Consider the following 16926-nt stretch of genomic DNA (forward strand, 5'->3'; position numbering starts at 1 on the left):
CTCTCCTTCTAAATACCAATATTACTTTATTTCAAATGAATATTATCATGCTATAATTTATTCGTTTACAACTTCTTTCTCTTTTTGTAATATAGGTAACCGCTTTTTCTTCTTCTTTGACATTACCTCTTTATTAGAAATACGTAAAGAAAATAGTAATGCTACGAGTAAAAACATTGCTGATCCAATTAATGCAGCTTGATATGGTAAGAAATCTGACTGAGCATTATTTTGCACACTATTATTTCCAAAACCATCCAGTAAACTAGCTAAAACTGCAACTCCTATCGCTGAACCTAATCTGTTTTGCACATTGAATATAGTAGTCGCTCTCCCCATAGAAGGTGGTGCGATATTGTTAAATGCAGAAAATTGAACTGCTCCGACAGACTGACCTAAGAAAATACCGATACCAAACAATAATGCCCGAATTTGCCATGGGTTCGTATCGTGATTTACAAAACTTAATAAAACAAAGATAATCGCTGTACAAATTAATCCAATAGAAATTACCTTTCGAGCTCCTAGTTTCTTATATGACCATGGCACAATCTGTGACGATATCATTAACCCAATCGCCTCTGGGAATGTCGTAAGACCTGATTCCAATGCGGAAACTCCTATTACATTTTGATACATAAGTGGAAAAACAAATAACATTCCTAGTAAACCAGCGGATGAAAACAATGAAATAAGACTCATTTTTCTAAAGACTGGTTCTTTTAATAAGCGTAAATCTAACATCGGTTGCTTTACTCTAAGTTCTACAATGATAAACAATGTAATGAATACAATCCCAGCTATTCCAGTACTTATAATCTCTGAAGAACCCCAGCCTTTTGACGGCCCTTGACTAAGTGCATAGATAAGCATCGCGAATCCTGGTGCTGAAAGAATAAAACCGAGAGAATCAAAGCGACCAGCTGATTTTTCAATATGCTCTTTTAAAAATAGTAGACCGAATAGTAACGCTACGATTCCAAACGGTAAATTAATATAAAATGCCCAGCGCCAAGACATTTGATCTACAAAGAAACCGCCAATAATTGGTCCGATAGCTGGTGCCACAGCAATTGGTAACACAATAAACCGTGAAATTTTCGGCCTTTCCTCTGGTGAAAATGTTCGGAATAACATCGCCATCCCAACTGGTGTTAAAAGCCCCCCACCAGCACCTTGAATGATACGAAAAATATTCAATGAAGTAATATCGTTCGCTATTCCACATAATACAGACGCAGTTGTAAATACGAAAAGAGCGGTTAGAAATACCCTTTTCGTACCGAAGCGATCTCCTAACCAACCAGAAATAGGAAGGAAAACAGCTAAGCTAACTAAATACCCAACATTAACCGTCCCCATTGCAGATGGAGGCACTTGTAATTCTTTACTTATCGTTTGGAGTGCTACATTCACAATCGTTGCATCCATCGCAGCCATAAACATCGCTGTTATATATACGACACTTACAACTACTTTTGGATTTATTTTTGCCTTCATTATCGTTTTCCTACTAATATTTTTTCGCCAACTTGATTACTTTTTGGATTCAAATCTGTCCAGTTATTCTCAACATATTGTAAGCAATCATGCCTACTAGCTTCTTCATGTACGATATTCCATCCAATAGGTACATCAAGAAAGACAGGCCAGAGAGAATACTGGCCCTCCTCATTTTTTAATACTTTATATGTGTAGTTATCATTTTCAAACGGATTCGTCATACTGTACTTACCCCTTTCTTATTCTGCAAATATTTCGCTAATACTTGTCCAATTTCTGTAAGCGGACCTGGCTGACATAAATCTTTATGTCTACAATCAATATCGTGTTGCACTATTTCCCCGTCTAAATAATTTAACCACGTATTTGGAGAAATAGGATCAAACCATTCTGGTATAACAGTAGATCTAAAGAATAATATATCTCCGTTATAAACTTTCGGTACATATTTCCCTAACAACCCTACCGAATTTACATACGTTTCTTTCAAATTTAAAATCGTCTCTTCTTCAAGACTTGCTAATGCACTTCCATCTTTACGGAGTATTTCTACTGCACTTTCCATCGTAAGTGGTTTACCATCCATGTTATCTGGATCATATCCACCTAAAGCAAGTAATGCGATTAACGCTTCTTCTTCAGTAGGTGCTTCCGTATTCGGTAAGAAATGACCTGGATAAGAATCCAGCATAACGAGTAATTCTACTTCTTCTCCTTCATTTTGTAGTTGCGACGCCATTGCATGAACAACATTTCCCCCGAGCGACCAGCCAAGTAAACGATATGGTCCGTGGGGCTGTACTTCACGAACGTGTTTTAAATAATCCTTCGCCATTTCCTCCAAACTTTTTGGAAGTTCTTCATTTTTAGCGATTCCACGTGCTTGGACACCGTAGATTGGATAATCTGTTCCTAAAGATTTCATAAGTCCGGCATAGCACCAACTTAATCCACCTGCTGGATGTACACAAAATAGTGGTAATTGGTCTCCGCTTGCTCGTAATGGAAGCAACACATCAAGTGCACTTTGTCCATTTCCCACCTCAAGTCTTTCAGCTAATCCCGCAACGGTTGGTGCTGCAAATAAAGTTCCAATATTTAATTCCACTCCAAGTGCTTCTTTAATTCGGCTCATAAGCTGCACCGCAAGAAGTGAATGACCACCTAAATCAAAGAATCCGTCATCAATTCCAATTTGAGGTACACTTAAAATCTCTGTAAATAAGTCACATAACATTTCTTCTTGCGGTGTTCTTGGTCCACGACTAGAAGATGATGCAATAAATTCTGGAACTGGCAATGCCTTTCTATCTAATTTACCGTTTGGAGTTAAAGGTAACTCATTTACTACTACAAAAGCATACGGAACCATGTAATCTGGTAAACTACATCCAGCATACTGACGCATTTCATTCGTATCAATCATTTCATTATTAGATGCGACGATATAAGAAACTAACCGTTTATCCCCTGGTTGATCTTCCCGTACAATAACGGCTACTTGCTGAACTTTAGAGTGTTTCATTATGACCGCTTCTATTTCCCCTAATTCAATTCGGAATCCACGAATTTTTATTTGGTGATCTGCACGCCCTATATAATCTAGCGTCCCATCTTTACGCCAACGCGCTAAGTCTCCTGTACGATACATTCTTGTACTAGGCTTACCAAATGGATCTGCGATAAAGCGCTCAGCTGTTAATCCTGCTCTTCCTAAATACCCACGAGCAAGCCCTGCACCTGCAACATACATTTCTCCAACTACTCCAGGTGGCACTGGTTGTAAGTAGTTGTCTAATACGTATACTTTAAGATCTGGTATACTGCAACCAATTAAACTATTCGCGCGTAAAGAGACGATTGTTTCATCTAATTCAATATAACTAACATGTACTGTCGTCTCCGTAATACCGTACATATTAATAAGTTTTGGTGCGTTATGAGAATGTCGACTATACCAATCTTCTAATCGACTTAGCTCAAGTGCTTCTCCTCCAAAAACAACATATCGTAAAGATAATTTTTGGCCAATCTCTTCATTTTCACGATCTGCTTGCATCAATTGATAGAACGCTGATGGAGTTTGGTTTAAAACAGTAACCTTTTCTTTAACAAGAAGTTGTAAAAATTCTTTCGGCGAACGACTTACAGTATGTGGTACTACGACTAGACGCCCTCCATATAATAAAGGTCCCCAAATTTCCCAAACTGAGAAATCAAAAGCATAGGAATGGAACATCGTCCACACATCGTTCGCGTCAAATTGGAACCAATGATCAGTTGCTCCTAAAAGTCTTACTACGTTTTGATGAGGTATCATAACGCCTTTCGGTCTACCTGTTGAGCCTGACGTATAAATAACGTAAGCAACATGTGATGGAGTTAACGGCTTCACACGCTCCATTTCCTCAATATTATCTTCACTATATTTCTCAATTTCTTTTATTACTTTTTCATCATCAACTAAAATTTTTAGTTTCTCATCACATTCAACTTCCACATCTGAATTTGTTAAAACACATGATGGTTTCGCATCGTGGAGCATAAATGAAATACGATCAGACGGGTAATCTGGATCTAATGGAAGATAACCTGCTCCTGCTTTAAGAACCGCGAGTAAACTCACAACCATATTTAAAGATCTCGGCATTGCTAAAGCAACGAGTTGATCAGGACCAATTCCTTTTGCTATTAACAAACGAGCTATTTTATTCGCTTTTTTATTTAACTCTTCATAAGTTAACTTTTTATCTTCAAAGACGACAGCAATAGCATTTGGATTTATATGAGCCTGCTTTTCAAATAATTGTGATAATGTCATTTCTGGTACAATTTGAAAACCACCATTCCACTTTTCTAACACTGTATTTTTCTCTGCTAACGTTAAAATTTCTAATCTACCAATTGATTGATCCGGATTCTCTACCGCATCATCTAATAACAAAATGTATCGTTCTATTAATTTTTGCACCGTTTCACGTTTATATAAATCAGTACTAAACTCTAATAATCCGTGTAAGCCGTTTGGAGTACCATCAACGCCGTTACTCTCGCTAATTTCAAATGTTAGATCAAATTTTGCAGAGCCGACGCTTTGAATTTCAAGGTTCGCTTCTATATCAGGAGCATCAAAGGTTGCTTCTGGCGTATTTTGGAAAGCTAACATAACTTGAAACAGCGGATGACTATTTCGAGTACGTACTGGGTTTAACACTTCAACAAGTCGTTCAAATGGCACATCTTGATTTTCATAAGCTGCAAGATTTACTTGCTTCACTCTATTCAATAATTCTTTAAAACTTGGATCTCCTGATGTATTTGTACGCAACACTAATGTATTTACAAATAAACCGACTATGTCAGAGAGTGCATCATCGTTCCTTCCAGCAATCGGACTACCGATTGGTATGTCAGTACCTGCACCTAATCTTGTAAATAGCGCACTAAGTCCTGCTTGCAACACCATAAACAAACTAACTCCGTTTTTCCGTGCAAGTTCTACTAACCTACTATGCATACCCGCATCTATTTGAAAATGAATTGTTTCTCCTCGATAACTCGTTTCAATTGGACGCTGGTAATCTGTAGGTAACTCCAATTGATCTGGTAACCCCTTTAGCTCTTTCTTCCAAAACTCTAATTGTGTTGAAATGAGACTCTTTTCTGTAGTTTCATCCCCTAACAATTGCTGTTGCCAAAGTGCATAATCTGCGTATTGAACTGGAAGTGTCTCCAGCTGCGCTCTTTCACCTTGACATCGCGCTTTATATGCCGTTGTAAAATCTCTCGTTAACGGTTGTAATGACCAGCCATCCCCTACAATATGGTGCAATAGTATTAGTAATACATGTTCATTTTCATTCACTGTAAATAGATGCAAACGAACTGCTGGTTCAACATCGAGGTTAAAGCTATATCTTACCGCCTCAGCAAGCACACTTTCTAATTCCTCTTTACATGTTTTTGTTTTAATCATTGCTAGATTTATATTTTCCATATTTAAAATTTTCTGATAGGAACTACCTAATACGTTAGGGAAAATTGTTCTCAGTGTTTCATGTTTCTCGACTACATCATAAAAAGCACCTTGCAATGCTTCCTCGTTCAACTTTCCATACAAACGAATGACTAACGGGATATTATATGTAGGGCTTGGACCTTCTAAACAATTTAAGAACCATAACCTACGCTGTGCAAATGAAAGTGGAACTTCACTTGGTCTACTTACTTTCTGAATAGATGGTCGTGCATTTTTTGCTCCATCCAGTTGCTTCGCTAGTTCAGCAACAGTTGGCGATCCGAATAGTTTTCCAATTCCTAATTCGACACTTAACGTTTCACGAATTCTTGCCATTAAACGAGAGGCAAGAAGCGAATGGCCTCCCATTTCAAAGAAATTATCATCAATGCTAATACGAGAAATACCAAGTACTTCTGCAAATAAATCACATAATATTTCTTCTTTCGGATTTCTAGCAACTCTCTCCTTATTCATTTCATTAAAATCAGGAGCTGGTAATTTCTTTCTATCAACTTTTCCATTTGGTGTTAATGGTAATTCTTCTAACAACACAAACGCTGATGGTACCATATAATTCGCTAAACTTTTTGAAACATAAGAACGAATTTCGGAAAGATTAATCGTTTCCTTCTCTTCGGCAACGATATACGCAATGATTCGCTTATCATTTGGGCGGTCTTCTCGTACCATTACTACTGCTTGCTTAATATTTTCATGTCGTTGTAATACCATTTCAATTTCAGCTAATTCAATTCGGAAACCACGAATTTTAATTTGATGATCTGCGCGGCTCACATATTCTAACACACCATCATTGCGCCATTTTACTAGATCACCTGTACGGTACATGCGCTGCCCTCGTTCTCCATAAGGATTTGCAACAAAACGTTCAGCCGTTAACTCTGTTTTTCCTAAATATCCGCTTGCAAGCCCTTCCCCTGCAATATATAATTCACCAATTACTCCAGGTGGTACTGGTTGTAAACCTGCATCTAATACATATACAGCTGTACTACAAATCGGCTTTCCGATAGGAGGTATACCACTTTCTCTTTCATCGATGTTCATGACAGTAGACCAAATCGTCGTTTCAGTTGGTCCATATAAGTTTGTAATAGTACAACCTAATTCTTTTAATGTTTTTGCTAAATGGGCTGGAAGTGATTCGCCACCTACGAGCACATTTAGTCCTTGTAGCTTCTCTGGATATTCCGTTACTAACGCCTGCCAAAGCGTCGGTGTAGCTTGCATAATTGTCACTCTTTCTTTTTGTAACAATGCCGTTAACGCAGAAGGTTCTTGAATTACTTCTTTTTGTGCGATTGTTAAACTTGCACCACTAATAAGTGGTAAATAAATTTCGAGAGCTGAAATATCAAACGCAAATGTTGTAACTGCTAATAAATGATCGTTTTCATGTAATGAAAACATATCATCCATAGCCAATAAAAAGTTACTTAAAGCTTTCATAGGAACAATTACACCTTTTGGATTGCCGGTTGATCCTGAAGTATAAATTGTATAAGCTGGGTTTAAAAGTGATTCATCATTTCTAAATGGTAGATTCATATAAGAATATGCTTTTAACGCTTGTTCTGTTTCTTCACGATCTAATTCAATTTTTTTCATATCATTTTCTATAAATAAAGTTGATGTAACGGATGAATGCGTTATAATACAAGCTGGTTTTGCATCATTTACTATATAACTTATTCGCTCGGCTGGATATTCTGGATCTATTGGTAAATACGCTGCACCAGCCTTTAAAACTGCTAGCATACTAACTACCATTTCCGTTGATCTTGAAAATACTAAAGCTACAAACTGATTTGGCCCTATTCCTTCTTCTACTAAATAGTGTGCTAGTTCATTCGCTCGTTCATTTAGCTCTTTATACGTAAGATTTATTCCGTTACAAGTTACTGCTATTTTATTTGGATTTTTTTGTACTTGTTTTTCGAATAATATAGGTAAAGAGATTAACTCTTCAACTTCTTTAGTTTCATTCCATTCGAATAAAACTTTTTGATTTTCTTTAGGAAGAGTAATGTTTATGCTTCCAATCGACGCATCTTTTTCATAATCATTTATCACTAATTCTAATACATTCATAAATCTTTCTTTATGCAATGCTAGTTCCGCACCATTATATACTTCTGGGTTTGCATCAAAATGAATCATTAGCTCATTTTCATCGAAACGTTTATAAACATTTATCGATAAATCATCGACAGGTCCTGCTGATAAATTATGTGTTATCCCGCGATTCCCAGCAAAATTAAGTCCATAATCAAAAGGCATCACATTCACTAACGGTCCAAATAATCTTTGGTTTTCACCTAGTAACTTTAAGTCTCTTCTTAATTCCTCATGACGGTATTTATGATGACGACGTACATCTCGAATTTCTTTAGAAACTTGCTGTACTAATTCCGTAATAGTTATATTTGGAGTTACAGTGAGACGAAGTGGTACTAAATTCATTACCATACTCGGTGTATGAATAGATGCAGAACCGAGACGCCCCATCATCGGTAAGCCTAAAACAATATCATTTGCACCTGTTAACTTATGCATATAAATACTTGTTACAGCGACAATAAATTCTGGCCAACTTGTTAAAGAAATATTGATATCTTCTAGTAAAGTTTTCGTGCTAGAACTGGATAAATAAGCTGTTTCTCGTAAAAATCCATTTGATGTTCTCGGCGCTCGTTCTGCTAAGCTTACAACTTCTGGTTCATCTGCAAACTTCTCTAACCAAAAAGTACGATCTTCCTGAAATTGTTTCGACTCACGATATTCAATATCTTCTTGTACAATCTTTGAAAGAGAACCAAATGGCTTCTCTTTCTTATTTGTTTCTTCTATAAGTGTTGTATACTCTTTCGCTACCTTTTGGCTAAGAAGTGAAAATCCATAGCCATCCATCACAATGTGATGGATGCGCTGATACCAAAAGAAACGATTATTTTCAACTTGAATAAGTGCTTCAGTAAATAATGTATCTGTTTTCAAATCGACTGGCATAGATAAATCATTTTTCATCCATACTTTAGCAGCTTCTTCAGGATTTTCTTCTTTACGAACGTCAATAAAGTGCATTTGAAACTGTAATTCTTCAATAACTTGCCATGGACCAATTTCATCCTCTTCGAAGCGAACATGCAGCGCTTCTGCTTCCATTACAACTTTACGTACTGCTAATTCAAAAATATCTTGATTAATATTTCCGTTTATTTCTACATATTCCCCAGTATTATAAATCGGATTACGTGGATCTAATTGCTGCGCAAACCACATACCAGTCTGCGCAGATGATAATGAATGACGAACCTTTTGACTATTAGGCATTCTTTACTACCCCTTTATTATGTAGTCTATATTAAAGTACATGTTCTGTTTGCGGAGATAATAAGCGGTACCAATCAACAACGGTTGGGTTCTCTGCTAAATCCGCAAAAGTGATTTCTTTTCCTTCGCGACGCCACTTCTCTACTAAACTCATAATTCTGACCGAATCAAGTCCTCTATTTAATAAATCTTCATCAGTCTCAATACTTTCTACTGGTTCACGAAGTAATTGTGCAACTAGTTCATGTACTTCCTGTAAAGTAATCCCTTCACTCTTATCACCTTTTACACTTTGTAAATCTTTTAACAGTAAGTGGGTGGATGTCGTTACTGCACATCTACTAGACGCATACTCCAATGCTTGCTTATGATGCTCTAATGAAAAATCCGCTACTGCATCTGCTACAAAGAACGGCTCTATCCCATCCATAAACGCTTCACAAGCTGTTAAAAGGCAGCCAATATGCGCATAAATACCACAAATAATGAGTTGATCTCTTCCTTGTTCATTTAAAATTTCTAATAGATTTGTCTTTTTAAATGCACTATATCTCCATTTTGTTAAGAATATATCATCCTCATTAGGGGAAAGTTCATCGACAATTTTCTTTTTATCTGGTCCAGCAGGAATACCGTCACCCCAGAAGTCTTGTAATAATCCTCGTTGTTCTAACGTTTGTCCACCTGGTTGCGCTGTATAAACAACTGGTATACCAAGTTCCTTACATTTTTCTCTTATTACCTTAATATTTGAAATGAGTTCTACTTTTGGTGATTCTTTATCGCTATATGCATCAAGAAAATATTCTTGCATGTCATGGATTAGAAGAACCGCACGCTTCGGATCTGGTGTCCAGTTCACTTTATTTTTTGGTAGTTCTGATTCAACTGGCATTTTGTATACTGAAATAGATGGGATAGCCATCTAATCACTTCCTTCCAATTTTTATATTATTTATCGTTATACCGTAATAAGTTTTTCAGCAATGACTTTACGTAATTCTTTTTTGCTCACTTTTCCCACACCTGTTTGCGGGAATGATTCAATAAATTCAATTCGATCTGGAATCTTATAAGCAGCTATACCGCGTTCTCTTAAAAACATTTTTAATTCACTTACTGCCGGAGCTTGTCCGCGAGCTATTACAAATGCACAAGTACGTTCTCCTAAATAATCGTCAGGCATCGATACAATTGCTACATCATGCACTGCATCATGTGCTAATAGATGATTTTCAACTTCTTCCGCAGCAACTTTCTCACCACCACGGTTAATTTGATCTTTATCTCTTCCTTCTACTATGATGTAACCTTGTTCATTTACTTTTACAAGATCACCCGTTCGATAAAAACCATCCTTTGTAAATGATCGTGCATTATGCTCTTCTGCTTTATAATAACCACGAATTGTATAGGGCCCTCGTGTTAATAAACTACCTACTTCACCAGGTTTTACATCGTTATCATTTTCATCAACGACTCTTACCTCATCGAATGTAGACATCGGTCTCCCTTGCGTATGAATAATGATTTCTTCAGGATCATTTAATCTTGTGTAATTTACTAACCCTTCTGCCATACCGAACACTTGCTGTAACGTACATCCAAATGTAGGGTGTATACGTTTTGCAACCTCAGCACTAAATTTCGCTCCACCTACTTGAATCACTTCTAGGCTCGATAAATCGTTATTACGAGAAGAAGCTGCATCAAGCCATATCATTGCTAATGGTGGCACGAGAGCAGTAATCGTAACTTTTTCTTTTTCAATAAGTGCAAATGCCTCATCTGGACTACCTCCAGTTGCCAGCACAACTTTTCCACCCGCATAGAAAGTTCCAAATGTACCTGGAGAACTCATTGGGTAATTGTGCGCTACTGGTAGAACTGCCATATAGACGCTTTCTGCATTCAAATTACAAATTTCAGCGCTAACACGTAAACTATAAATATAGTCATCATGTGTTCTAGGAATTAATTTAGAAAGTCCTGTTGTCCCTCCTGATAATTGGAGAAACGCAACATCACTTGGCTGAACTTCTGGTAATGGAACGGGATCTATATACAGATCATTTATGTTTAGGAACTCTTCTTCTTCTCCCACTACAACTACATGTTGTAAAGTTGGCACTTTCTCTTTCACTTCTCTTGCTAGTTTTCGATAATCAAAGCTGAGAGCCTTATCTGAAATAACGTAAGCACTCGCCTCACCAAACTCACAAAAATAACTAATTTCACTGCTTCGATGTGAAGGTAGTGCAAAAACAGGAAGAGCTCCAATTCGAAATAGCGCAAAACATATTTCAAAAAACTCGATAACGTTAGGTAGTTGGATTACAACTCGATCTTCTTGCTTTATTCCTAAATTCAGTAAACCTGATGCTAAACGATCTACTTTTTTATCAAGTTCACTATACGTTATATGCGTATTACCACTTACAACTGCAATTTGATCTCCATATTTTTCAGCCCGCTCTCTTAACATCCCGCCAAATGTTTCACCAAGCCAACACCCTTCCTCTCGATAACAATCAGCAAATTCTTTTGGCCACTTTGTATAACCTGTTAACATTCTTTCTTCCCCCTATTTTTCATTCAGTGAATTATCACTTAACCCTAGAGCCTTTAGCATTGTTTGGAACTTAGCTGATGTTTCTGCTAACTCATCTTCTGGTTTTGACTCAGCAACAACTCCCGCTCCTGCAAATAATCGAAGTGAATTTTCTTGCACTTCCGCACAGCGAATTGTAACAATCCATTCACCGTCCCCATTTAAATCGCTCCACCCTAGCATTCCTGTAAAGAATTCACGGTCAAATGGCTCAATTTTTTGAATCGCCTCTCTCGCTTCTTCCATCGGCGTTCCGCAAACTGCTGGCGTAGGATGAAGAGCAATTGCTAATTCTAAAGAAGTAGTATTTGAATCCTTTAGTTCCCCTTTCACTTCAGTAGATAAATGCCACATCGCTTCACTATGAATAACGGATGGCTTTTCTGGAACATGTAATGTATGACAGTACGGACGAAGTGCTGCGGCAACCGCTTCCACTACTACCGCATGTTCATGTAAATCTTTTGGAGAAGAAAGTAATTCCTCTGCTCTTCTTTTATCTTCCACTGGATCATCACTACGTGGTCTTGAACCCGCTAATGGATTAGAAGTAACTTGCATACCATTACGTGAAACGAGTAATTCAGGGCTTGCTCCAATTAATGTCTTACTTTCCTCGTTTTCCTCTTTCGGTAAATTCACAGCAAATGTATAACCGTGCTTATTATGCTCTGCTAATTCTCGAAGAAGTTTTTGCTTATCAATCTTTGCGGAAGATTTAACATCTAACGATCTAGATAGAACGATTTTCTTTAAATCACCGTCTTGTATTTTTTGAATTCCTTGCTTCACACCATTCATATACACTCCAGGATCTGGTACAGGCGTCATTTCAAAAGTTAAGTTCTCGTTTGTTTCAAACTGATTTGTTGTTTCCAATTGTAAACGCTCAGAAATTCTGCTATCTTCTGGTATGATAAGTTGAACTTCTTTTCTACGATCAAATGGCAAGGCACCAACAACGATAGGATTTGGATTTCCAGCTTGTTTTGCATTACTTAATACCGCTTGTACAAGTTCTGTAAAACTTTCAATTTCATGATGTTTTACTTTAGTAAACTCTCCTTCTGTCAATATCGTTCGAGTTGGTGAAGCAAAAAAGAACGAAGATTCAGTTTTATAATCTTCTAATAATTTTTCCGACAGTTCCTTTACGGCTATAAGTTCATTCATAGTATTAAAACCTCCTGAATTTTTTATTAAACTCCTAATGTAGCTCCGCCATCGACACATAAATTGTGCATTGTAATATGACTCGCTTTATCAGAGGCTAAAAACAATACTGCTTCAGCAATTTCTAAAGGTTGTGCAATTTTTTGTAACGGAATACCGAGTCTATATGTATTTTGAGAACCAGCAATTATATTTTCAGCTCCATTCTCATCAGCCCATAATAATCTTTGCATTTCAGTTTCAGTAGAACCTGGAGAAACTAAGTTACAGCGAATATTGTATGCTGCAAGTTCTAACCCTAAACATTTCATAAACATCGTCGTTGCAGCTTTTGATGCAGCATACGCGGCCATCTCCATTCTCGGAGTATTTGCCGCATTTGAGCCAACTGTAACAATTGCCCCTGACTTTCTTTGCATCATATATTTACTTACTGCTCGGCACATATAGAAAACTCCTGTAGAATTTACAGAGAATGTTTTATTCCAATCTTCATCACTTAAAGAGTGAATCGCTCCCATACGTAATACCCCTGCAACATTTACTAATATATCTATCGGTGCTATATCATTTTCAATCCGTTCTACTACTTCTTCAACAGCGCCACTATCACTCACATCTAAACGAAAGGTTTTCACACGTGTTTCATTTAATTCATTTTGATTTAAGAGTACGTTTAACCCCTCTTCAGTTTGATCAGCCCCAATAACTGTAGCTCCTCTTTCTAAAAACATGTTTGCTACAACACTACCTATACCTTGCGCTGCACCAGTTACTAAAACCGTTTTCCCATCAAATTCCCCTATGTTCATTTCCTCTATCCTTTCATTTGAAAATTAATCTAATTAAACAAATAATGATAATGATTATCATTATTGATGTAAAAAATAATACACTTACTAAACTAATTGGTCAAGTGTACTTTTCATCAAAATATTATTCATTGATAATGTTTTTCATTTAATATTCTTACAACGAAATGATAATCTTTCTCAATAAACTTGTCAACCTATTTTTATTTTTCAGATAAAATATTTTAGTGATTCTCAACACAATTACATCTAAAAGCATTAATAAGTACTTACATTACACATTTAATTCATACTCCTCTTTTTAAACTTGTAGAAGACTAACTGTAGATACCTTCATTTACAAAGCCTTATCAAAAAACCAAGTATATATTTTCTCAACATTTTTCTGAAAATACCGAGAAAATATATCTTGCAATTACTGATGTATGTCTTGTTTATAATTTAAGATTTAATACGTATTTCGAATATGATGTATCATTTATTGATATTCCAATATAATCCAAATAGGCATTTCACTCACTTTTTTGTCTCAAAAATCCCAAATGTTATATAACCTCGTTACAATCATTCATAAAAAAGCACCCTATTTAATAGGATGCTTTTTCGTATTTATAGTGTGATAGAAGATTTATAAACTTATGCTACGCTGCGATACTCTTCTTCTTGTTCTTTTTTCTGCTTAGGTGCTTGAATTAAAATTGCGATAACAAACGATACGACACATAATACACCGATCACCATGAAGGTTGGTTTGAATCCACCTAGAAGTGCACCGATAAAGGAACCTGCAAGTGCTCCAAATCCAAATCCTTGATACACAATCCCGTAGTTCTTACTATGGTTTTTCATACCGTAGAAATCACCAACGATAGCTGGGAAAATAGTGATATTTCCACCAAAACAAAACGCTACGCTTGCTACACATACGAAGTATATACCATAATTTAAATCTACGAAACTTAAAACCAAGACTGAAGCTGCCATAACAACAAATGTACCAGTAACGATTTTTAAACGGCCGATTTTATCTGATAACGGTCCTAAAATAATACGACCTAATGTATTGAAGATTGCAACCATAGCCACCGCATTAGCTGCTGTCGCTGCGCTAAGCCCTACAAGTTGAACACCAATGTCTTTTACCATACCAATTAAGTATAAGCCACTCATACATGATGTAAATAACATAATAAATAATAAGTATACTTGTTTTGTGCCTAACATTTCTTTCGTTGTATATTCCTGAGTTTTTGTTTCATGAACTGCTCCTTGATCTGCAGCTTGATGGATTAAACAAGCGCCAAGGACAATCATAGCTGTAACAATTAAACCCCAGTATATAAACGCTTGTGATACACCAACTGATTCAATTAACTGTGCGTTAACATATTTAAAGATTAAGCTACCCGAACCATATGCGGAGACAGAAATACCAGCAATTAAACCTTTACGCTTTGGAAACCACTTTATTAAATTGGATAATGAAGTGATATATGCTGTACCATCTGCATAACCTACAACAACCCCTGCTAGTACATAAAGCAATATTAATGAGGAAGCTTGTGAACTAAGTATTAATCCTAGTCCTAATGCTAGTCCAGCTATCATAATAAGTTTACGAAGTCCCCATTTTTCTTGCAATTTACTCGCAAATAAAGTTGAAAATGCTAAGGAAAGACTAGTAATTGAGAAAGTTATAGCAACTGCGTTAAGACTCCAACCGTATTTACTAACTAAAGGCTGATTGAATAAACTCCATGTATATATCGTTCCGAGTCCCATTTGTACTATGACTGTACCAAGGACAACAAGCCATGGATTAACATTTGATTTTTTCATACCTTTCCGCCTCCTCTTTCTATTTCAATGCTATTCGCTAAATTTTCTTTTTTTATGTTCATATTGGCCACCTCATTTGATTTAACACCTTCATTGTATAAGATGTTTCTGTTTATGTAAGCACTTACAAGGTAGGGCGTCAAAAATATGGAATCAGTTACAGAAAACGAAGGACGAAATACAAAAAACGAATTATTAAATACGTAAATAGTTATTATCATGTTTTGCATCCATACGACTTACAGCTGTTTTATCATCTTCTTTTATAAAAATTATGTCTCAAGTTATATGATGGCTAGATTGCAAAATTTTAATTTTCCTATACAAACAGAAAAAAACACTTTTTACACTACGATGTACTTTAGTTTTATTTATCAATAAAATAACAAATATTTTTTTAAAAAATAAAACTAAATATTCACTAATATAGCTTTACGTGGTTTAATATATATAATAAAAAAATATTTCTGTCTTTAATGAGGAGGTACTATGAAAGCAAACGTAGGGGATACTATACTTTTTCAACGAAATAATTTAAAGATCACAGGATCTGTACTAAAACTTTATACTGAATCGGTCTTAGTTGAAATTACAGATGTAAGCGGTGGTACTTTTGAATTTGATCGAACAATTGTAAATCATAAAAACTATAAAATTTTAAATGCGAATACATAAAACAACAAAAAATAGCCCCTGCTCACCAGCAGCGGCTATTTTATATGAAAATACTTCATTAGTTTATATATCCTAAAACACTTACAATCTTACTCGCTTTTAAATTATTAATATGATAATAAATTTCTAAGCCCCTTCTCTCAGCTCGTAACACTTTACCTTTCATTTTTGATAAATGTTGCGAAACAGTCGATTGTGGAATATTTAGTAATTCTGTTAATTGCGTTACATTACATGTTTTTCTCGTACTTAATTCATTTACAATTTGTAATCTGATTGGGTGAGCCATAATTTTTAAAATATCTACATCTTCTTCTGAAACTAAACTTTTTCTCATTTCACTCGTATATGTTGTCATAAGACATTCCCCTTTTATATGAATTTCTCTTATTTAGATCTATTTCCAAAATATTTAAAACTCCGATGTGAAACCTTTATATAAAAATAATAGAATTTTAAATTTTTAAAAACAGAACGAAATACAATTCACTTTATTTATTTGGTACATATACATAATACAATGTTAATATGTGCTCTATGTGAAGTTAGCATATATTTATAATGAAGATTTTTCAAACAATTCACATCTACTATATACTTCCTCATAACACTATCCAGTGATTTTAACATATTTTAGGCGTTTGTATATACTATCTACAAAATAAATGTTGTTTAGGGGAATTTCAAATGCCAACAGTACTACAAGAAGAAGTTGAAGAAGCTCGTGAAACATATGTCAGTCGTATCATATTAGTCAGTGGATCAGCTTTATTTTTAGTAGGTGGTGTTATATCGGCAATTTCGGCTTTTAAAGCTTATAATCGTTTGGAAAATACACCGCCTTCTCCAGATAACTCGTAGGTGAATTGTTTTATATTGAATAACAAATAAATGCCACCTCTATTAAGAGATGGCATTTGTTTTATCATAAGTTCTAT

At 35.7% G+C, this 16926-nt stretch carries 11 protein-coding genes; 2 read left to right on the top strand and 9 right to left on the bottom strand.

Annotated elements, in window-relative coordinates; genetic code table 11:
• Positions 1-57 precede the first annotated feature (57 nt).
• From QCI46_RS16200 to QCI46_RS16235, 8 genes are all read right to left on the bottom strand, one after another.
• Positions 58-1500: an MDR family MFS transporter gene (locus QCI46_RS16200; protein WP_353840880.1), complete on the bottom strand. Its 1443-nt coding sequence runs from the start codon at positions 1498-1500 to the stop codon at positions 58-60.
• Complete coding sequence (locus QCI46_RS16205; RefSeq protein ID WP_078419882.1) at positions 1500-1724, bottom strand: MbtH family protein; 225 nt, start codon at positions 1722-1724, stop codon at positions 1500-1502. The genes QCI46_RS16200 and QCI46_RS16205 overlap by 1 nt, the downstream gene beginning before the upstream one ends.
• Positions 1721-8878 (bottom strand): amino acid adenylation domain-containing protein, encoded by a 7158-nt coding sequence (locus QCI46_RS16210; RefSeq protein ID WP_353840881.1) that lies wholly within the window; start codon positions 8876-8878, stop codon positions 1721-1723. Before QCI46_RS16210 ends, QCI46_RS16205 begins: the two co-directional genes overlap by 4 nt.
• Positions 8879-8909: 31 nt before the next feature.
• Positions 8910-9803 (bottom strand): isochorismatase family protein, encoded by an 894-nt coding sequence (locus QCI46_RS16215; RefSeq protein ID WP_353840882.1) that lies wholly within the window; start codon positions 9801-9803, stop codon positions 8910-8912.
• A gap of 36 nt (positions 9804-9839) precedes the next feature.
• Positions 9840-11450, bottom strand: coding sequence for a (2,3-dihydroxybenzoyl)adenylate synthase (locus tag QCI46_RS16220; protein WP_353840883.1), 1611 nt, complete (start codon positions 11448-11450; stop codon positions 9840-9842).
• A gap of 12 nt (positions 11451-11462) precedes the next feature.
• Positions 11463-12662 carry an isochorismate synthase DhbC gene (gene dhbC, locus QCI46_RS16225; protein ID WP_353840884.1) on the bottom strand — a complete coding sequence of 400 codons (1200 nt, stop codon included), beginning with the start codon at positions 12660-12662 and terminating at the stop codon, positions 11463-11465.
• A gap of 26 nt (positions 12663-12688) precedes the next feature.
• Complete coding sequence (gene dhbA, locus QCI46_RS16230) at positions 12689-13474, bottom strand: 2,3-dihydro-2,3-dihydroxybenzoate dehydrogenase (protein WP_353840885.1); 786 nt, start codon at positions 13472-13474, stop codon at positions 12689-12691.
• Positions 13475-14110: 636 nt separating this feature from the next.
• On the bottom strand, positions 14111-15313 hold the full coding sequence (locus QCI46_RS16235) for an L-lactate MFS transporter (RefSeq protein ID WP_353840886.1): 1203 nt from the start codon (positions 15311-15313) through the stop codon (positions 14111-14113).
• A 489-nt stretch (positions 15314-15802) separates the two neighbouring features.
• Between QCI46_RS16235 and QCI46_RS16240 the strand changes: the two genes are divergently transcribed.
• On the top strand, positions 15803-15988 hold the full coding sequence (locus QCI46_RS16240) for a YkvS family protein (protein WP_000646787.1): 186 nt from the start codon (positions 15803-15805) through the stop codon (positions 15986-15988).
• 58 nt (positions 15989-16046) lie between these two features.
• Here QCI46_RS16240 and QCI46_RS16245 read toward each other — a convergent pair whose 3' ends face one another.
• Positions 16047-16346, bottom strand: a complete 300-nt coding sequence (locus QCI46_RS16245) for an ArsR/SmtB family transcription factor (RefSeq protein WP_000214798.1) — start codon at positions 16344-16346, stop codon at positions 16047-16049.
• A 329-nt stretch (positions 16347-16675) separates the two neighbouring features.
• Between QCI46_RS16245 and QCI46_RS16250 the strand changes: the two genes are divergently transcribed.
• Positions 16676-16849, top strand: a complete 174-nt coding sequence (locus QCI46_RS16250) for a hypothetical protein (protein WP_098122520.1) — start codon at positions 16676-16678, stop codon at positions 16847-16849.
• Positions 16850-16926 lie beyond the last annotated feature (77 nt).

Origin of the sequence: Bacillus cereus group sp. RP32, assembly GCF_040459735.1 — a bacterium.
GTDB lineage: Bacteria > Bacillota > Bacilli > Bacillales > Bacillaceae_G > Bacillus_A > Bacillus_A wiedmannii.